This is a genomic window from Sphingobium cloacae (genome assembly GCF_002355855.1).
In the GTDB taxonomy this organism is placed as follows: domain Bacteria; phylum Pseudomonadota; class Alphaproteobacteria; order Sphingomonadales; family Sphingomonadaceae; genus Sphingobium; species Sphingobium cloacae.
The window spans coordinates 258,649-277,788 of sequence record NZ_AP017655.1 but is presented as its reverse complement, the minus strand read 5'-3'; the positions used below and the strand labels follow the sequence as shown (position 1 = coordinate 277,788).

The 19,140-nt window shown below is 64.2% G+C and carries 19 protein-coding genes and 1 tRNA gene; 13 read left to right on the top strand and 7 right to left on the bottom strand.

The features are described from left to right. Positions 1–119: 119 nt before the first annotated feature. Complete coding sequence (locus SCLO_RS01490; protein ID WP_066519113.1) at positions 120–791, bottom strand: DNA methyltransferase; 672 nt, start codon at positions 789–791, stop codon at positions 120–122. 335 nt (positions 792–1,126) lie between these two features. Between SCLO_RS01490 and SCLO_RS01485 the strand changes: the two genes are divergently transcribed. From SCLO_RS01485 to SCLO_RS01470, 4 genes are all read left to right on the top strand, one after another. Continuing rightward, a complete protein-coding gene (locus tag SCLO_RS01485) occupies positions 1,127–1,453 on the top strand; it encodes a type II toxin-antitoxin system PrlF family antitoxin (protein ID WP_066519110.1) in 327 nt (108 codons plus the stop codon). Next, the gene (locus SCLO_RS01480; protein WP_066519107.1) at positions 1,453–1,944 is read left to right on the top strand and encodes a type II toxin-antitoxin system YhaV family toxin; all 492 of its coding nucleotides are present in this window, start codon (positions 1,453–1,455) and stop codon (positions 1,942–1,944) included. The genes SCLO_RS01485 and SCLO_RS01480 overlap by 1 nt, the downstream gene beginning before the upstream one ends. Positions 1,945–2,011: 67 nt before the next feature. Then, a complete protein-coding gene (locus tag SCLO_RS22775; protein ID WP_123905425.1) occupies positions 2,012–2,263 on the top strand; it encodes a hypothetical protein in 252 nt (83 codons plus the stop codon). 18 nt (positions 2,264–2,281) lie between these two features. Continuing rightward, positions 2,282–3,982, top strand: a complete 1,701-nt coding sequence (locus tag SCLO_RS01470) for a recombinase family protein (protein WP_083949127.1) — start codon at positions 2,282–2,284, stop codon at positions 3,980–3,982. On the opposite strand, the gene SCLO_RS01465 is transcribed toward SCLO_RS01470, so the two are convergent. After that, positions 3,938–4,014: transfer RNA gene (locus tag SCLO_RS01465), tRNA-Arg, on the bottom strand. The genes SCLO_RS01470 and SCLO_RS01465 overlap by 45 nt on opposite strands. A 139-nt stretch (positions 4,015–4,153) precedes the next feature. On the opposite strand from SCLO_RS01465, the gene SCLO_RS01460 reads away from it, so the two are divergent. Next, on the top strand, positions 4,154–4,654 hold the full coding sequence (locus tag SCLO_RS01460; protein WP_066519097.1) for a hypothetical protein: 501 nt from the start codon (positions 4,154–4,156) through the stop codon (positions 4,652–4,654). A gap of 144 nt (positions 4,655–4,798) precedes the next feature. Here SCLO_RS01460 and ppdK read toward each other — a convergent pair whose 3' ends face one another. From ppdK to SCLO_RS01445, 3 genes are all read right to left on the bottom strand, one after another. Further along, entirely contained in the window at positions 4,799–7,501 is a 2,703-nt protein-coding gene (ppdK, locus tag SCLO_RS01455; RefSeq protein ID WP_066519094.1) for a pyruvate, phosphate dikinase, read from the bottom strand. Positions 7,502–7,647: 146 nt separating this feature from the next. Beyond that, a complete protein-coding gene (glyS, locus tag SCLO_RS01450; protein WP_066519194.1) occupies positions 7,648–9,861 on the bottom strand; it encodes a glycine--tRNA ligase subunit beta in 2,214 nt (737 codons plus the stop codon). Continuing rightward, entirely contained in the window at positions 9,861–10,733 is an 873-nt protein-coding gene (locus SCLO_RS01445) for a glycine--tRNA ligase subunit alpha (protein ID WP_066519092.1), read from the bottom strand. The genes glyS and SCLO_RS01445 overlap by 1 nt, the downstream gene beginning before the upstream one ends. 157 nt (positions 10,734–10,890) lie before the next feature. Here SCLO_RS01445 and SCLO_RS01440 point away from each other — a divergent pair, with 157 nt between their 5' ends. The 5 genes from SCLO_RS01440 (at position 10,891) to SCLO_RS01420 (ending at position 15,824) form a co-directional block, all read left to right on the top strand. After that, on the top strand, positions 10,891–11,805 hold the full coding sequence (locus SCLO_RS01440) for a TraB/GumN family protein (RefSeq protein WP_066519091.1): 915 nt from the start codon (positions 10,891–10,893) through the stop codon (positions 11,803–11,805). A gap of 4 nt (positions 11,806–11,809) precedes the next feature. Further along, entirely contained in the window at positions 11,810–12,694 is an 885-nt protein-coding gene (locus SCLO_RS01435) for a TraB/GumN family protein (protein ID WP_066519089.1), read from the top strand. A 117-nt stretch (positions 12,695–12,811) separates the two neighbouring features. Further along, positions 12,812–13,435 carry a 50S ribosomal protein L25/general stress protein Ctc gene (locus SCLO_RS01430; protein WP_066519192.1) on the top strand — a complete coding sequence of 208 codons (624 nt, stop codon included), beginning with the start codon at positions 12,812–12,814 and terminating at the stop codon, positions 13,433–13,435. An 86-nt stretch (positions 13,436–13,521) separates the two neighbouring features. Beyond that, positions 13,522–14,088, top strand: a complete 567-nt coding sequence (gene pth / locus SCLO_RS01425; RefSeq protein ID WP_066519087.1) for an aminoacyl-tRNA hydrolase — start codon at positions 13,522–13,524, stop codon at positions 14,086–14,088. Between the two features lie 107 nt (positions 14,089–14,195). Further along, the gene (locus tag SCLO_RS01420) at positions 14,196–15,824 is read left to right on the top strand and encodes an alpha-D-glucose phosphate-specific phosphoglucomutase (protein WP_066519085.1); all 1,629 of its coding nucleotides are present in this window, start codon (positions 14,196–14,198) and stop codon (positions 15,822–15,824) included. Positions 15,825–15,828: 4 nt separating this feature from the next. Here the strand turns inward: SCLO_RS01420 and SCLO_RS01415 are convergent, their stop codons facing one another. Beyond that, a complete protein-coding gene (locus tag SCLO_RS01415) occupies positions 15,829–16,278 on the bottom strand; it encodes a DUF983 domain-containing protein (protein ID WP_255210250.1) in 450 nt (149 codons plus the stop codon). A gap of 149 nt (positions 16,279–16,427) precedes the next feature. On the opposite strand from SCLO_RS01415, the gene ychF reads away from it, so the two are divergent. The 3 genes from ychF (at position 16,428) to SCLO_RS01400 (ending at position 18,594) form a co-directional block, all read left to right on the top strand. Continuing rightward, positions 16,428–17,528: a redox-regulated ATPase YchF gene (gene ychF / locus SCLO_RS01410; RefSeq protein ID WP_066519080.1), complete on the top strand. Its 1,101-nt coding sequence runs from the start codon at positions 16,428–16,430 to the stop codon at positions 17,526–17,528. Positions 17,529–17,534: 6 nt separating this feature from the next. Next, positions 17,535–18,053, top strand: coding sequence for a DNA-deoxyinosine glycosylase (locus tag SCLO_RS01405; RefSeq protein ID WP_066519078.1), 519 nt, complete (start codon positions 17,535–17,537; stop codon positions 18,051–18,053). A 76-nt stretch (positions 18,054–18,129) separates the two neighbouring features. Further along, positions 18,130–18,594: a MaoC family dehydratase gene (locus SCLO_RS01400; protein ID WP_066519076.1), complete on the top strand. Its 465-nt coding sequence runs from the start codon at positions 18,130–18,132 to the stop codon at positions 18,592–18,594. Here SCLO_RS01400 and SCLO_RS01395 read toward each other — a convergent pair. Continuing rightward, positions 18,591–19,139: a hypothetical protein gene (locus tag SCLO_RS01395; RefSeq protein ID WP_066519074.1), complete on the bottom strand. Its 549-nt coding sequence runs from the start codon at positions 19,137–19,139 to the stop codon at positions 18,591–18,593. The two genes, SCLO_RS01400 and SCLO_RS01395, sit on opposite strands and share 4 nt — an antisense overlap. Position 19,140 lies beyond the last annotated feature (1 nt).

Below are 19,140 nucleotides of genomic sequence, written 5' to 3'. Positions count from 1 at the left end.
CCGGGCCGTGCCCGGCGAGCGCGCGCAATTCGGCCGCGCGGACCTCGGGACGTGCGGCCGCCGCCGGCCGGGGCATCCGGTCGGCGGTCTGCCGGCGATGGTGGGGAAATGGGGGCGACCTATGCGGCCGCCCGGTGGTGGTGTCGTGACGCCAGGCGCTTGCTGGCGGTGTGATAGTGCTCGTTGCTTAGCTCGATGCCGGTCCAGTCACGTCCGAGCTGCTGCGCCGCCGCCAATGTCGAGCCGCTGCCGCAAAACGGGTCCAGCACAAGGTCGCCCGGCTGGGTGAAAGCCTCGATCAACGGCGCCAGGGCTTCAACCGGCTTCTGCGTGGGGTGCAGCCGGTTCCCGGTATAGGGGAAATCCAGCACGTCGGGGATGGGCCGCGCGGGACGGATAGGATTGCCCTTCGCCAGCAAGTAAGCCTGTTCGTGCTCATAGCGAAGGAAGCGGGCCGACGACGCATAACGCTTGCGAAACACAAGATGGCCGACGACGCGGAAGCCCGCCGCCTTCCATGCGTCCATGAATAGATCAACCTTGTTCCAGCCATAGAAGCTGACGCAAAAGCCCCCGTCCTTCAAAACACGGTGCATCTCTCGGAAAGCCGGACGGAGCCAACGCCCGTTATCGTCGTTCGCCACCCTACGCCCCGTCCGGTCCCGGTAGCGGGTCACATAGGGCGGATCGGTCAAAATGAAGTCCACCGTGCCGGTATCGAACGCCTGCATAACGTCGATACAATCGGCATTGAAAACCACATTGCGGGGAGCCTTGGAATTGCTAGTCATGTCTCTAATCCTCGGGTCTGAAGGTCAGCGTAGCGAAGCGCCCCGCCTGACCTTCTGGCCGTCGCCGAGACTGGGGTAGAAAGGCGCCAGACAAGTCTCGGGCACCGTGGAATAAATGGAGGGGACCGCTTGCGGGGAGCGGGCCGTTTATGCCGCGAAAGGTCCGAGAGTTTTCTTGCGCCGCGCGAGGGCTTGTCCTTAGCAGCGGTCGCGCCGCTTGCGGTGCGAAGGAAAATGACGCCGGCCCTGGCCGGCCCATGATGTCCACCAGGACCAACTACACCTTGACAAAGTAATGCTTTTTCCTTACCTTCGTGGGGTAAGGAGATTTCGTCATGCCGGCATTGCTCGAAGAAGTCAGCACCATCACCGCCAAGGGCCAGACGACGATTCCGAAGTCCGTCCGTCAGGCGCTCGGCGTCGATTACGGGGGCAAGATTGCCTTCCGTGTCGATGAGCATGGGGTATCAGTGCATCGCGCCGACGCGGACCATGACGATCCGGCGATCGACGGCTTTCTGGCGTTTCTGGCCGAGGACATCAAACGCCGGCCCGAGGCGCTGACGGCGCTCACCCCCGCGCTGGCCGAGCGCATCGCCGCTCTAACGGAAGGCGTGAAGGTCGATCTCGACGCGCCGATCGACGGCGATGTCGATCTCTGATGATGGTCGTCAACGGGTGGCAGCTCTTTGCCCATCCCCTGTTTCTCGATCAGTTCGAGAAGCTCGGGGCGGCCGTCGCGCGCTCGCGGCAGAAAGACCCGCGCGGTTGGCGCAAGTCGGCCAATGCGAAACTGCTGGCGGCATTGCGCCAGCTCGTGTTCGATACCATTCCGCAAGACCCGACGCGCCCGGAGTATCGTCAGGGCGGCACGCTTGGGGATGACCGCAAGCATTGGTTCCGGGCGAAGTTCGGCGGCGGAAGGTTCCGCTTGTTCTTCCGCTACAGCACCAGCGCGAAGATCATTGTCTTCGCCTGGGTGAACGACGAAACCACGCTGCGCACCTATGGATCGAAGTCGGACGCCTATGCTGTGTTCCGCAAGATGCTCGACAAGGGCAATCCGCCCGACGATTGGGCGGCACTGTTGAAGGCGGCGAGCGAGTCGGAGGCGCAAGCCCGGCTGGATGCGACTACGCCTGGACCGCCGTGAGCACGTATCTCTGCTACGCTGCGCTTCGCGATTTGCGCCGATCGCCGCCGCCAGCCACCGTTGGCGCATGGCCCTACCTCGCAAACGTCGCCGCCGTGCGCCCCGCCAATGGTCGGAAGGTCTCGAAGACCTGCACGACTATATGCAGCCGCAACCGCAACAGCGTCCGCACGCCCGCGCTCGCGCATCGAAGAATGACGGCCCGATCGTCGTCACCGACGACTGGCCCGAGCAACCGCCTATCAGCGACGCCGAGCTGCGCGTCATCGAAGGCCATCTACGCAAGGAATTGGACGCGCTGTTCGGTCCCTTGCCATGAAGTAAGGAGTGAAGCGTCATGACTAGCGCCGCCCTGCAACGATATGAGGATGAGGCGCCGGTCCTGGCGACCTCCCGCGCCGCTCTTTATCTGCGCGTCTCGACGCCCCGCCAGGCGGAACATGACCTGTCGATCCCCGATCAGCGTCGCCAGATGGAAAACTACTGCACTGGCAAGGGTTGGGAGATTGCGACGGAGTTCGTCGAGCCGGGCAACACCGCGACCGATGATCGCCGGCCTTCATTCCAGGCGATGATCGACGCGGCGATGGAAAAGCCGCCAGCGTTCAACGTGATCGTCGTCCATAGCTTCTCGCGCTTCTTCCGCGATCAGTTCCAGTTCGAGTTCTACGTCCGCAAGCTGGCGAAGAATGGGGTCAAGCTCGTCTCCATCACGCAAGACCTGGGCGATGATCCGATGAGCGTGATGATGCGTCAAATCATGACGCTGTTCGACGAATATCAGTCGAAGGAGAATGCCAAGCACACGCTGCGGGCGATGAACGAGAACGCCCGGCAAGGCTTCTGGAACGGAGCGCGGGCGCCGATCGGCTATCGTATCGTCGTGTCCGAACAGCGCGGCGCGAAGTTGAAGAAGAAGCTGGAGATCGACCCGATCCATGCCGAGACCGTGCGGCTGATCTACCGCATGGCGCTCAACGGGATCGACAACAGCGGCGCAATGGGCCTCAAGCGGATCGCCACCTGGCTCAACGACAACAATATCCGCACGCGCACCGGCGGGCGCTGGGGCTTGGCCGCCGTCCATCAGGTGCTCACGCGCACCACCTATATCGGCGAGCATCGCTTCAACACCCGCGATCACAAGACGCGCACGCCAAAGCCCCAGGCCGAACACGCGGTCATGGAAGTGCCGCCGATTGTCACCAGGGTCGAATGGGAGGCCGTGCAGCGGTCCTTGAAGGCGCGCAGTCCAATGGCGATGCCACCGCGCGCCGTGGGCGGCACGACGCTGCTTACGGGCATCTGCTTCTGTGCGTGCTGCGGCGGGGCGATGACGCTGCGCACCGGCACCAGCAGCGTCGGCCGCGAGTATCGCTATTACACCTGCTCGACTAAGGCGCGGCAGGGCGCGAAAGGTTGCCCCGGCCTCACGATCCCGATGGACAAGTTGGACTCGGCGGTCGCCGAGCATCTGGAAACCCGCCTGCTCGAACCCAAGCGGCTCGAAGCCCTGATGGATCAGATCATCGACCGGCGCGACGAATGGGTCGATCGACGCCGCCAGCACGTCGCCGAGCTGGAGCGCCGCGCGACCGAGGCGGAAACGAAGCTCAAGCGGCTTTACGAGGCGATCGAGGATGGCCTGATCGACATGCGCGATTCGTCGCTCAAGGATCGGATCGCCGAGCTGACTGTGATCCGCGACCAGACCAGGGGCGATGCCGAGCGGGCCGTGGCGCATATCGAGAAGATCGGCCCCGCGATCACGGCCGAGAGCTTGCGGCGGTTCGCCCTGGCCGCGAAGCGCAAGCTGCGGAACGATGATGGTTCGTTCGCTCGCGACCATCTGCGTGCGGTCGCCCAGCGCGTCGAAGTGGTCAGCAAGACCGAGGTCCGCATCCTCGGCACCCGCACCGAGTTGCTGCGCACCCTCACCGCCGCCTCTGGCGTAGAGGCGGCGGTGCTAGGCGTTCGTGGTTTTGAACCGAAATGGCGCGCCCGGAACGATTCGAACGTCCGACCCTCAGATTCGTAGTCTGATGCTCTATCCAGCTGAGCTACGGGCGCGTTGTGGAGCGGCAGATAGAGGGGGGCGGATATTTGAGCAACCCCCTTTTTCTCTTTTTTTTGTTCCTTCCCGCCCCGCTCCTGCGCAGGCAACTTTCCGGGCGCCAAACCGTTCACCCCTCCACAGAGAGGAGCCCTCATGTCCTTTACCCTGAATGAGATCGCACTGCTCGCCATCGCCCTCGTCGCCGGGGTGATCCTGGGGTTGATGATCAGCGGTCGAGGCAAGTATAAGAGGCTCTGGCGCGACGAACAGATCGGTCACAGGCACAGCATTCAGGACCGCGACCAGCGCCTTCAGGCCGCCAATGAGCGGATTGCCGAGCTGGAGAGGCAATCAGGTCCCATCGGACCCGGAACCGCCTCAGCCGTGGCGGGCGCGGTTTATGGCCGGGACGACCTCAGCATGATCAGCGGCGTGACGTTGCAGGACGAAATCTCGCTGAATGAAGCGGGCTATCATCGCTACTCGCAGATCGCGGATCTTTCGGACGAGCAGCAGGCGACGTTGGAAGGGCGGCTGGGGCGATCCCCCGGGACCATCCATCGCGAGGAATGGCCCGAACAGGCCCGGCTGTTGCAGGACGGAAAACTGGACGAACATGGCCGCCGCTATGACCGGCCCGTCACCTCCCGATAACGCGGAATCCGATACGCCGAAGGCCGGCCCGGGAGACCCGTCGGGCGCGGGCCGGCCGAAATCCTCCAAGCCGTCTGTCGAACCGGCTTTGCACTTGGAGCATTCCCAGAAAAGGGCGGGTAATCAGCCCGCCCCTTCCTTCTCTCAAGCCTTCCGAGCCAAAGCCGCCTGAGCGGCCGCCAGTCGGGCAATGGGCACGCGATAGGGCGATGCCGACACATAATCGAGGTTGGTTTGCTCGCAGAAGGCGATGGAGGCGGGATCGCCGCCATGCTCGCCGCAAATGCCCAGCTTGATGCCGCTACGCGTGGCGCGGCCGCGTTCGACGGCCAGTTCGATCAACTGGCCGACCCCTTCCACATCGATACTGACGAAGGGGTCGCGCGCGAAAATGCCCTTGTCGACATATTGCGTCAGGAAACGGCCCGCATCGTCGCGGCTGATGCCGATGGTGGTCTGGGTAAGATCATTGGTGCCGAAGGAGAAGAACTCGCCCACCTCGGCGATCTCTCCCGCCTTGAGCGCGGCGCGGGGCAGTTCGATCATGGTGCCGACCAGATAGTCGACGGTCGCGCCCTGTTCGACGAAGACTTCGCTGGCGACGCGATCGACGATCGCCTTCATCAGCTCCAGCTCCTTCTTCGTCGCGACGAGCGGGATCATGATCTCCGGGATCGGCGCTTCACCGCTGCGCTGCTTGACGAGCAAGGCGGCCTCGAAGATCGCGCGGGCCTGCATTTCATAGATTTCAGGATAGGTGACGCCCAGACGGCAACCGCGATGGCCGAGCATCGGGTTGAATTCGTGCAGCTCGGCGGCACGGCGTTTGAGCGCGTCGACGCCGACGCCCGCAGCCTTGGCCACTTCCTCGAACTCCGCCTCGCCATGGGGAAGGAATTCGTGCAGCGGCGGATCGAGCAGACGGATGGTGACGGGCAGGCCAGCCATCACCATGAAAATCTGCGCAAAGTCGTCGCGCTGTTCGGGCAACAACTTGTCGAGCGCGGCTCGGCGGCCCTTTTCCGTGTCGGCGAGGATCATCTCGCGCACGGCGGTGATGCGGGCGGCGTCGAAGAACATATGTTCCGTGCGGCACAGGCCCACGCCTTCCGCGCCGAAATCGCGGGCGGTCTGGCAGTCCAGCGGCGTTTCCGCATTGGCGCGGACCTTGAGGCGGCGCACCTTGTCGGCCCAGCCCATCAGCGTACCGAAATCGCCCGCCAGTTCGGGCTGCACGGTCGGCACTTCGCCGGCCATCACTTCGCCGGTCGCGCCGTCGATGGTGAGGATGTCGCCTTCCTTCAATTCGCGGCTGCCGATGCGCAGGACCTTGCTCGCATTATCGATGGACAGGCTGCCCGCGCCGGACACGCAGGGGCGGCCCATGCCGCGCGCCACCACGGCGGCGTGGCTGGTCATGCCGCCGCGCGCGGTCAGGATGCCCTTGGCCGCGTGCATGCCGTGAATGTCTTCCGGACTGGTTTCCACGCGGACGAGGATGACGGCATCGCCCAGTTCGTTGCGGCGCTCGGCGGTATCGGCATCGAACACGATCGCGCCCGAAGCCGCGCCCGGCGAAGCGGGCAGCCCCTTGGTCAGCACGTCGCGCGGCGCCTTGGGATCAAGCGTCGGGTGGAGAAGCTGGTCGAGCGCGGCGGGATCGACGCGGGCGACGGCCTCCTCTTCGGAAATCAGCCCTTCGCGCGCCATGTCGACCGCGATCTTGAGCGCGGCCTTGGCGGTGCGCTTGCCCGAACGGGTCTGGAGCATCCAGAGCTTGCCCTGCTGCACCGTGAACTCGATGTCCTGCATGTCGCGATAGTGCTTTTCGAGGATCTCGAACACGCGGGCCAGTTCGGCATAGGTTCCGGGCATCGCCTCTTCCATCGAAAGCGGCTTGGCTCCTGCCCGCTCGCGGGCTTGTTTCGTCAGATATTGCGGGGTGCGGATGCCCGCCACCACGTCCTCGCCCTGCGCGTTGATGAGATATTCGCCATAATAGGCGTTCTCGCCCGTCGCCGGATCGCGGGTGAAGGCGACGCCGGTCGCCGAAGTGTCGCCCATATTGCCGAACACCATCGCCTGCACGTTGACGGCGGTGCCCCAATCGTGCGGGATCGCGTTCAGGCGGCGATAGACCTTCGCGCGGTCCGCCTGCCACGATCCGAATACGGCGCTGATCGCGCCCCAGAGCTGGTCGTGCACATCCTGCGGGAAAGGTTTCCCCCAAAGCTTTGAAACAAGCCCCTTATATTCCGCGACGAGAGCCTTCCAATCCTCGGCGCTCATCTCCGTGTCGAGCGTGTAGCCCTGGTCTTCCTTGGCGATTTCGAGCGCTTCCTCGAACGCGCCATGGTCCAGTTCCAGCACCACGTCCGAATACATCTGGATGAAGCGGCGATAGCTGTCCCAGGCGAAACGCTCGTCCCCCGACGCGGCGGCAAGGCCCTGCACGGTTTCGTCGTTGAGGCCCAGGTTCAGCACCGTGTCCATCATGCCGGGCATCGAAATGCGCGCGCCGGAGCGGACGGACACCAGCAACGGATCGGACGCATCGCCGAACCTCTTGCCCGTCACCGATTCGATATGGGCGATGCCGTTCGCGACTTGCGCCCTCAGGCTTTCAGGATAGACGCCGCCATCCTGATAATAGCGGGTGCACATCTCGGTCGTGATGGTGAAGCCGGGAGGCACGGGCAGGCCGATGGCGGCCATGCCGTCCAGATTCGCGCCCTTGCCGCCGAGGAGATTTTTATCCCCCTTGCCGCCATCATCGACGCCGCCGCCGAAACGATAGACATAACGAGTGGCCGTAGTGCTCATGCTGTTCTCTTCCATCGTCAACATTGCGCGGCTCCCTTGAGAAAGTGTCGGCCGCATCTTTGTGCGTTGCAACAAGCCCTAAACAATATGCAGGCGATAAATGCACCTGCTTTTACGATATTTTCTGCCCAGCGTCGCCAAACTGCCACGCGGCGCGTCATTTTATAACGCTATCCCGTAATTTTCAAAAAGTCCGCTACCGCGTGAACGGCCCCGCGGACCCGCGCCAACAGGGCGAGACGCGCGGTGCGTTTGGCGGGATCGGCATCATTGACCGTGACGCTTTCGAAAAAGGCGTCGATGGGCGCGCGGAGAGTCGCCAGCGCAGCCATCGCGCCTTCGAAATCCTCGGCCTCCACCGCCTGTCGCGCCCGAGGCTCCGCCGTATCGAGCGCGGCGATCAGGTCGGCTTCCGCCTGTTCGGGCGTGTAACTGAGGGAAATCCGCTCGGCCTGCTCCACGCCTTCCTTCTTGAGGATATTCGCGGCGCGCTTGTAGCCTGCAAGGAGATTCGCGCCGTCGTCCGTAGCAATGAAGGATTGCAATGCCTTCACGCGGGCGAGCAGGCGGACAAGATCGTCCTCTCCACCAAGCGCGAACACCGCATCGATGAGGTCGTGACGGACGCCTGCTTCACGCTGCTGGACCTTGAGGCGATCAGCGAAGAAATCCTCAAGCAAGGAGAACGTTTGGGCAAACGGTTCGACAAAGTCTCGCCGCATAGTCTCGTCCGAGAAAAAGCGTGCATCGGCCCTCGCCTCAGCATCAATCGTCTTCCAATCTTGCCCAGCGCGCTTTGCAGCAAGAAGTTCGGAGTAAATGTCCAATGCTCTGCGATCTTCGGAGAATGCGCGTTTAGCCGTGAGCCTAATAACAGGTTGGGCCGCCGCCTTCTTCATCGAGAAACGAAGGGAGTTTTCTTCAATTAGGCGCAATACACCCAAGGCGGCACGACGAAGCGCAAAAGGATCTTTGGACCCACTCGGCAACAATCTTTCGTGAAAAAAGACACTCAGAGTATCCAGCTTATCTGCCAGCGACACCGCCACCGTCACCGGCGCGGCCGGCACCTCATCCCCCTGCCCGACCGGCTTGTAATGATCGCGGATAGCGTCGGCCACGGCGTCGGGCAAGCCTTCGGCACGCGCATAATAGCCGCCCATGACGCCTTGCAGTTCGGGGAACTCGCCGACCATTTCGGTGACGAGATCGGCCTTGGCGAGGCGGGCCGCCTGTTCGGCCTGATCGGCGTCCGCGCCCTTGACGATCCCTTCCTCCACCAGCCAGCGGGCGAGCTTCGCGACCCGTTCCACCTTGTCGGCCACGGTGCCGAGCTTTTCGTGGAAGGTGATGCGTTCCAGCTTCTGGGCATGGTCCTCAAGGCGGGTCTTGCGGTCCTGCTCCCAGAAGAAGCGGGCGTCCGACAGGCGGGCGGCCAGAACCTTGCGATTGCCCTCCACGATCGCCGCGCCGCCATCCTTCGCCTCGATATTGGCGGAGCAGATGAAGGCGGGGGCAAGCTTGCCCGCCGGATCGCGCAGGACGAAATATTTCTGGTTGATGCGGAGGGTTAGCTGAATAACCTCAGGCGGCACTTCAAGGAACGCCGGATCGAAATCGCCCAGCAGCGGCACCGGCCATTCGGTGAGGCCCGCATTCTCCGCGACGAGACCCTTGTCCTCGATGACGCTATAGCCATGCGCGGCGGCGGCGGCTTCCCTGGCCTTCGCCTCGATGATCGACTGCCGTTCCTGATGGCTGGCGATCACATGGCAGGCGCGCAGTTTCTCGACATAATCATGCGCGCCGCCGATGGTGATCTCGCCGGGATGATGGAAGCGGTGGCCGAGCGTGGTGTAGCCGCTCCGGATGCCTTCGATCTCCATGTTCACGAGATCTTCGCCGAGGATCGCCACGATCCCTTGCAGCGGGCGGACCCAGCGCAGGCTTTCGGTCGTCCTCGACGCTGTGCCCCAACGCATCGACTTGGGCCATGGAAAGGCGCGGATTATCGCGGGGATGGCCTCCGCCAGAAGTTCCGCCGTGGCGCGGCCGGGTTTGTTGACGACCGCGAACCAGACACCGTCGCGATCTTCAAGCTGCTCCTGAGTCAAGCCGGTCTTGCGGAGGAAGCCTTCGAGCGCCTGCGCGGGGGCGCTGGTGCGGGGGCCTTTGAATTCCTCGCTCACCGCCTCGGTCTCCAGCGGCAGGTCGCGGGCGATCAGCGCGAGGCGGCGCGGCGTCACGAAGCTGTCGATGCTCGCCGGCTTCAACCCGGCCCTGCCCAGTTCCTCGGTGAAGAGACGGGCGAGGTCTTCGGAGGCCTTCCACTGCATCCGCGCCGGGATTTCCTCGCAGCGCAGTTCGAGGAGAAAATCGGTCATCACGCGGCCCACCCGTTCACTTCCATCCATGCCTCGCAGCTTCCCTTGGCGAGATCGCGGACGCGGCCGATATAGCTGGCGCGCTCCTGCACGGAGATGACGCCGCGCGCTTGCAGCAGGTTGAAGACATGGCTCGCCTTGATCGCCTGGTCATAGGCGGCGAGCGGGACGCCCGCTTCGATGCAGGCCTTGCATTCCGCTTCGGCGTCGCGGAACCAGCGGAACAGCTTTTCGGTATCGGCGATCTCGAAATTCCATTTCGACATCTGCCGTTCATTGGCGAGGAAGACATCGCCATAGGTGACGCCCGCATCGTTGAACCTGAGGTCGTAAACGCTGTCGACGCCCTGAATATACATGGCGAGGCGTTCGAGACCGTAGGTGATCTCGCCCGCGACCGGCTTGCAGTCGAAGCCGCCCATCTGCTGGAAATAGGTGAACTGGGTGACTTCCATGCCGTCGCACCAGACTTCCCAGCCCAGCCCCCATGCGCCCAGCGTCGGGCTTTCCCAGTCGTCCTCCACGAAGCGGATGTCGTGGACCAGCGGGTCGATGCCGATCTCGCGCAGGCTGCCCAGATAGAGGTCCTGAAGGTTCGCCGGGGACGGCTTCATGATGACCTGATATTGGTAATAATGCTGGAGGCGATTGGGATTCTCGCCATAGCGGCCGTCGGTCGGGCGGCGGCTGGGCTGGACATAGGCGGCGTTCCATGTGTCCGGGCCGAGGCTGCGCAGCGTGGTCGCGGGATGGAAGGTGCCCGCGCCGACCTCCATGTCATAGGGTTGCAGGATGACGCAGCCCTGCTTCCCCCAATAGGCGTGGAGGGTCAGGATCAGATCCTGAAAGGATAGCGCTTTGCCGTCGGCCACTGATGATCCCCGAAACAACTTCGTGTTTGCCGCGCGCATTGGCGCAGGCGGGGCGAACGGTCAAGGGAAAGAGGGGCCGATGAGGGTTAACCCCCTTGCCCTGCCGCCCGCCCGCCCGCATGGAGGAGGAAATGGATCCACGGGATGTTCGATTGAGATGAAAAGGGCTTTTCCCCGGCTGTTGGCCGCCGCGCTGTTGCTGTTTGGAGGAATGCTCGCGGAGCCGCCTCAGGCGCTGGCCCGGACCAAGGCCCGCCAGGCCCTTGTCGCGCCCGCCCTCTGGGAAGTGAAGGATGCGGACACGACCGTCTATCTGTTCGGGACGGTCCATGTGCTGAAACCGGGCGTGGACTGGTTCAAGGGCGGGATCAGGCGCGCTTTCGACCAATCCGATGAACTGGTGCTGGAAATCATCGAGCCGGAAGATCCGCGGGAAATGGCTTCGATCATGGGCGGCGCGGCGGTGGCGCGGGACGGGACGGCGCTTTCCCAGCGGCTGGAACCGTCGGCGCGGCAGAAATATCAGGCGGCGATGGCCGCCAACAGCCTGCCCTGGCAGGCGTTCGAAATGTTCAATCCCTGGATGGCGGGCCTTGCCCTGTCCGTCGCCCCTCTCGAAAAGCTGGGCTACAAGGCCGACGAGGGCGTGGAAAAGGGGCTGAGCGCCGCCGCAAGGGCCGCAGGGAAGAAGATCGGCGCGCTGGAAACGCCGGAGCAGCAGATCGGCTATTTCGCGGCGCTGCCGATGACGCAGCAAGTGGCTTTCCTCAATGCGACGGTCGATGGGCTGGACGACATGGAGGCGCAGTTCGCCTCTCTGGTGCGGCACTGGCAGGATGGCGAGCCGGAGAAACTGGCCGAGGAAATGAACGCTTCCCTGGAAGCGACGCCCGAACTGGCCGACATTCTGCTGTTCCAGCGCAACGCCCGCTGGGCGGAGTGGATCAAGGCGCGGATGGCGCAGCCGGGAACCGTATTCATCGCGGTGGGCGCGGGGCATCTGGCGGGCAGGAACAGCGTGCAGGATCAGTTGAAGGCGCTGGGCATCGCGACTGCGCGGGTCGGGAAATAGTCCGTTGGCGCAGGTCTTCGCCCGGTTTCTGGCGCTCCTTGCATTCGCTTTTGTCGCGGCCTGCGGTCCGGAGCCCTCCGCGCCGGAGCCGGAACAGGGGCCGGCGATCTGGCGGGTGCAACGGGGGGAACTGGACGGCTGGATTTTCGGCACCATCCATGTGCTGCCCAAGGGAATTTCATGGCAGACGCGCGCCTTCAAGGACATCTTGGGCAAGGCGGACCGGCTGGTTCTGGAAGCCGCCGACCTCCAGAATCCGGAAAAGACGCTGGCGCTGTTCGAACGGATGGGGCGCAGTCCCGGCCTCCCCCCGCTGGAGGCGCGGGTGCCGCCCGCCGACCGGGAAGCGCTGGAGCGGATCGTCGCGGACGGCGGCACCAGCACGCAGGCGCTGGCAGGCTATGAAAGCTGGGCGGCGGCCATGCTGCTGTCGGCGGCGACTCAGGAAACCCTGAAAGTCAGTCAGGACAATGGCGTCGAACCGGCGCTGATCGCGGTCTTCAAGGCGGCGGGCAAGCCGATCGGCGGCCTGGAAACCGTGGAGCGGCAGTTCGCGGCCTTCGACACCTTGTCCGAAGCGTCCCAACGCCGCCTGCTGGTGCAGACGGTGCATGAGGCGAAGGACATGCGCGCGCTCTACGACCGCATCCTCAGCGCATGGATGAAGGGCGACATGGCCGCCATCGCGAAGGAGGACCAGATCGGCGAGCAGCCCGATCCGCTGGTGGAGGAAGCCGTCCTCGCCGCCCGAAACCGCGACTGGGTGAAGGCGATCGAACCGATGACCGGACGCCCCTTCATCGCGGTCGGCGCGGGGCATCTGACTGGCGCGGACAATCTGATCGACTTGCTCAAGGCCAGGGGGTTTTCGGTCACGCGCGTGCAATAAGTTGAGCGCAGCCTTGCCTTATGGCGCTTTTCTGCTACAGGGCCGCCTTCCCGTGATGGTCATCCCTGGAGGCGTCATGGGTCGAACCGCAATATCTATGCTTTTGGAGACATGCACATGAGCGAGCAGCTTACGCTGTCGGCCGAGGCACGCGATCGGGCAGGCAAGGGAGCCTCCCGCGCTCTCCGCCGCGAGGGCCGCGTTCCCGCCGTCATCTATGGTAACAATGAAGAACCCGTGTCGATCCACGTCGAGGAAAAGCTCCTCAACAAACTGCTGGGCACCGGCCACTTCTTCAATTCGGTCGTCATGGTCGAGGTGAACGGCAAGTCCGTCCGCACCCTGCCCAAGGATGTGGCTTTCCACCCCGTGTCCGACCGTCCGCTGCACGCCGACTTCCTGCGCGTTTCCGAACATGCCCAGGTGAACGTCAACGTGCCCGTCCGCTTCGAGAATGAAGACGCCTCGCCCGGTCTCAAGAAGGGCGGCGTGCTGAACGTCGTCCGCCACGAGGTCGAGCTGATCGTCGATGCCTCCGCCATCCCCGACGATGTCGTGGTGGACCTCAAGGGCTTCGAAGTGGGTGATTCGATCCACATCAGTTCGGTGACGCTGCCCAAGGGCGCGAAGACCGCCATCGAGGACCGCGACTTCACCATCGCGACCATCGTCGCCCCGTCCGCGCTCAAGAGCGCCGAGGGCGACAACGAAACTCCGACGGCCGAGGGCGAAGGCGAATAAGCCTTTCCCTTTCGTCAGAGGACTGGAAATTTCGATCCCGTCCGCCTACCCGGCGGGCGGGATTTCCTTTTCGGGAGCTTGGGACGATGCAGATCTGGGTGGGCCTCGGCAATCCCGGTCCCCAATATGCGATGCACCGGCATAATGTCGGCTTCATGGCGGCGGACGTGATCGCGGACCTGTATCGCTTTTCCCCGGCGAAGAAGCAGTTCCAGGGATGGGTGCAGGAAGGGCGGATCGGCCAGGAGAAGATCGTCCTGCTGAAGCCCGCGACCTTCATGAACGAAAGCGGGCGCGCGGTGGGCGAAGCGATGCGCTTCTACAAGCTGGCGCCGGAGGATGTGACGGTCTTTCACGACGAGCTGGACCTTGCGCCAATGAAGGTGAAGGTGAAGCGCGGCGGCGGCAATGCGGGGCATAATGGCTTGCGTTCGACCGACGCGCATATCGGGCCGGATTTCCGCCGGGTGCGGATCGGCATCGGTCATCCGGGGCATAAGGACCGGGTGCATGGCTATGTGCTGGGCAATTTTCACAAGAGCGAGATGGACGCGCTGGCCGACATGCTGGGCGCGATCGGCGCGGAGGCGGAGTGGCTGGCGAAGGGTGAGGACGCTTATTTCATGAACGAGATGGCGAAGCGAACGGCTTAGAGCGGCGACAGGACTTCCTATAGCGCCGAGATGGATCGTTTTGCATTGCACAATGGCGATGGGGCGGGTCATAAGGCTGTGATTTCCAACAAGCCGAGAGGTTCTGGGTGATACAGGTCCGGTCCACCATCCCCTTCGACGACCAGAAACCGGGCACTTCGGGCCTCCGCAAGAAGGTCCGCATTTTCCAGCAGCCCCATTATGCGGAAAATTTCGTCCAGTCGGTGTTCGACAGCCTGGAAGGCTATGCGGGCACGACGCTGGTGGTCGGCGGCGACGGGCGGTTCCTCAATCGCGAAGTGATCCAGATCGTGCTCAGGATGGCGGCGGCCAACGGATTCGGGCGGGTCCTGGTGGGACAGGGCGGCATCCTGTCGACCCCGGCGGCTTCGCACCTGATCCGCTCTTCGGGCGCCTTTGGCGGACTGGTGCTGTCGGCCAGCCATAATCCGGGCGGACCGGACGAGGATTTCGGGATCAAATATAATGTCTCCAATGGCGGCCCCGCGCCGGAGAAGGTGACCGACGCCATCCATGCCCGGACGCTGGCCATCGAGAGCTACAAGATCCTCGACGCCGGAGACGTGGACATCGACAGGCCGGGGACGAGCCGGTTGGGCGACATGACGGTCGAGATCGTCGATCCGGTCGCGGGCTATGCCGGGCTGATGGAGAACCTGTTCGATTTCGGCGCGATCCGGGCCTTGATCGCGGACGGCTTCACCCTGTCCTTCGACGCGATGAGCGCCGTGACCGGCCCCTATGCCGTCGAGATTTTCGAGAAGCGGCTGGGCGCGCCGGAGGGCACGGTGCGCAACGCCACGCCCCTGCCCGACTTCGGGCACCATCATCCCGATCCCAATCTGGTGCATGCAAAGGAACTTTACGACCGGATGATGGGAGAGGACGCGCCCGATTTCGGCGCGGCTTCGGACGGCGACGGCGACCGCAACCTCATCATCGGGCGGCATTGCTATGTGACGCCTTCGGATTCGCTGGCGGTGCTGGCGGCGAATGCGCATCTCGCGCCCGGCTATGCGTTGGGCCTCAAGGGGATCGCGCGGTCCATGCCGACCAGCGGCGCGGCGGACCGGGTGGCGGAGAAGCTGGGCATCCCGCTCTATGAAACGCCGACCGGCTGGAAATTCTTCGGCAATCTGCTGGACGCCGGGATGGCGACCATCTGCGGCGAGGAAAGCGCGGGCACAGGATCAGACCATGTGCGCGAAAAGGACGGCATCTGGGCCGTGCTGCTGTGGCTCAACATCCTGGCGGCGCGGCGGCAGAGCGTGGCGCAGATCATGGCGGAACATTGGGCGACCTATGGCCGCAACTATTATGCGCGGCACGATTATGAGGGCATCGCCAAGGACAGGGCGGACGCCTTGATGGAGGCCTTGCGGGCGAAGCTCCCTGCCCTGCCCGGCGCCGCCAGCAGCGGCGGCACGGTGAAGAGCGCGGACGATTTCGCCTATACCGATCCGACCGACGGGTCCGTCAGCCGCCATCAAGGCGTGCGCATCCTGTTCGAGGACGGATCGCGCGTCGTGTTCCGCCTGTCGGGAACCGGGACGGAAGGCGCGACCCTGCGCGTCTATATCGAGCGCTATGTCGCGAGCGACGGCGACCTCGGCATGGCGACGGCCGATGCCCTGGCGCCGCTGGTGAGCGCCGCACAGGAGGTGGCGGACATTTCCGGCTTCACCGGCATGGAGCGGCCGAGCGTCATCACCTGACGGATCACCGCGCGGGCGGCTCGTCCTTGCCGTGCAGCTTGGCCCAGAGATTGGCCGTGCCCGCTTCCTGCGCCTTCTGGGTATATTGCGCGGCGACCAGCCAGCCCTTGATCGGGCGCATCGGCAGCAGGGCTGTCAGGATCAGCACCGGGATGCCGACCGCCAGATGGACCCAGAGGCCCGGCCGCGCCATGATTTCCAGCATGATGATGAAGATCACGCCCGGCACGCAGGCGAACAGTTGCACGAACACCGCCGGACCATCCGCCGGGTCGGCAAAGGAATAGTCGAGGCCGCAAACCTCGCAATGATCCCTGATCGTCAGGAAACCGTTGAAGATATGCCCCTTTCCGCAACGGGGGCAGCGGTTGAAGGGACCGGTTTCATGGGCGGGCAGTTTCGGCCAGCGCTCCCCGGCTTCATCCGCTGACATCTGCTGGTCGTCCTGGGTCATGGCAGCCTCCTCAAGCTCGCGCCCCTTTCGGTTGCATGGCAGATATTGCAATTGGGCCTTTTGTCCACCCTCCGCGTTCCGGCAGGCTGGCCAAGCGGGCGGGAACAGGCTATCGGCGCGGCCATCATCCCAGACATGAAGGCAGTTCCATGGGTTTTCGTTGCGGTATCGTCGGGCTTCCCAATGTGGGGAAATCCACCCTGTTCAACGCGCTGACCGAAACGCAGGCGGCGCAGGCGGCGAACTATCCCTTCTGCACCATCGAGCCGAATGTCGGACAGGTCGCCGTGCCCGACGAGCGGCTGGACACCATCGCGAAGATCGGCGGATCGCAGAAGATCGTCGAAACGCAGCTTGCCTTCGTCGACATCGCCGGGCTGGTGCGCGGCGCGTCCAGGGGCGAAGGGCTGGGCAACCAGTTCCTCGCCAATATCCGCGAGGTGGATGCCATCGTTCATGTGCTGCGCTGTTTCGAGGATGACGACATCACCCATGTCGAGGGCAAGATCGACCCCATCGCCGACGCGGAGACGGTGGAGACCGAATTGATGCTCGCCGATCTGGAGAGCCTGGAAAAGCGGGTGCCGAACCTCGCCAAGAAGGCGGCGCAGGGCGACAAGGAGGCCAAGGCCGCCGCATCCGTGCTGGGGCAGGCGCTCGACCTGCTGCGCGACGGCAAGCCCGCCCGCCTGACGCAGCCGCGCGACGACGAGGAGGAACGTCTCTTCCGTCAGGCGCAATTGCTGACGGCCAAGCCCGTCCTCTATGTCTGCAATGTCGAGGAAGAGGCCGCCGCGGAAGGCAACGCCCATAGCGCGCGCGTGTTCGAGAAGGCCGCGGCGGAAGGGGCCAAGGCGGTGATCGTGTCCGCCGCGATCGAGGCGGAACTCATCACGATGCCGGTCGAGGAACGCGCCGAATATCTGGAGGCGCTGGGCCTTACCGAAGCGGGTCTCGCGCGGATCATCCGGGCGGGATACGAACTGCTGGGCCTTATCACCTTCTTCACGGTGGGGCCGAAGGAAGCGCGGGCCTGGACCGTGGCCAAGGGATCGAAGGCCCCGCAGGCGGCGGGCGCGATCCATTCGGATTTCGAGAAGGGCTTCATCCGGGCCGAAACGATGGCCTATGCCGACTACGTCCAGTTCAACGGCGAGGCGGGGGCCAAGGAAGCGGGCAAGTGGCGTTCCGAAGGCAAGGATTATGTGACGCAGGATGGCGACATCATGCTGTTCAGATTCAACGTTTGAAGCGTCATGCCGCGCCCCGGACAGATAGCGGCGCAGCGCAAGGCGGCCTTTCCGCCCAGCGTGGATGAAAGGACCGGGCTGCTGATCCTCGGCAGCCTGCCCGGAGAGGCATCGATCCGGCAGGGGGAATATTATGCCCATCGCGGCAACGCCTTCTGGTCGTTGATCGGCGACGTGCTGGACGAGGATTTGCGCAGCGAAGCTTATGCCATGCGGCTCAAGAGGCTGCGCGAGCGGAGCGTGGGCCTGTGGGACGTGATCGAAAGCGCGGATCGGGAAGGCAGTCTGGACAGCGCGATCCGGGGCGCGGAATTGCGCGATCTTTCCGCGTTCGTGGCGCGATTGCCGCTGCTGCGCGCCGTCGCGTTCAACGGCAGGACGGCGGCGCTGCACGGACGGCGGCAGATCGGGACGGGCAAGGGCCTGACGCTGATCGACCTGCCCTCTTCCAGTGGCGCCTATGCGTCCATGCCGCGCGAGAGGAAGGCGGAGGCGTGGCGGGTGTTGCGGAACTGGATCGATTAGGGCGTGCGGGGATTGCTTGACGTGAACGTAAAGCATCCCTACCTCCAGCCTCGTTGCGGAAGAAAACGGAACGAGCATGAGCGAACCGATCTATTTCGAAGATGTGAAACCGGGCGACCGCATCGATTTCGGTCCCCTGACCGTCGATCGCGAGGAAGTGATCGGCTTTGCCGGCCAGTATGATTTCCAGCCCTTCCACCTGTCCGACGAAGCGGCGGCCGAAACCCATTTCGGCAGCATCGTGGCGAGCGGATGGCATACGCTGGCGCTCTATATGAAGATGTTCCTGACCGAAGTGCAGAAACGCGGCTGGCAGGAAGCAAGCCTGGGCGGGATCGGCATCGATGAATTGCGCTGGCTGAGGCCCGTCCGCCCCGGCGATACGCTGCGCGGCACGGGCGAGGTGATCGAGACCACGGCATCGCGCAGCCGTCCGGAAATGGGCATCGTGAAGTCGAAGGTCACGCTGTTCAATCAGCGGGACGAGGCGGTGCTGACCATGATCCCGATCACCATGACACGGACACGGCCCGTCGCCTAGAAACCATCATCCGGCCGGGGCATGGGCCGGTTCGCCCGCTCGTCTGCGGCCATGATGCGGATTTCCCGGCCTGGCGCGCCCGCGATCTGGACGAGGTGCGCGCCCTCCTTCAAATCGAACCAGACGATCTTTCGGATGCCGGAGCAGTCCGGGCCGTGTCCATGTTCCACGGACGCGATGGCGGTCCGGTCATCGACCACATCGACCCAGGCCGCGTCGGACAGCGCGATGCCGATCCGCGCAGGCGACTTGAGCGACAGGGTGAACAGACCGCCCTGCCCCTGATCCGCGCCTTTGCCGGGAGTCGCCGCATATTGCACATATCGGGTTGGCCGGAGGGTCGCCGTGACCGGCTTGCCAAGGATCAGGCGCGGGGCGTTCAGGCTATCCCCGCCCGCGATGGCGGTGCCGGTCTGGGTCCAGCTGGTCCATGGTTCGGCCAGCCGGGCAGGCGCTTCGCAGCCGGGCTTTTCCCCTTCCGCCGCGAAGGTCGGGGCGGACAGCGCAGCCAGGCCGAGCGCCAATATGGAGAGAAAAGGCTTCATC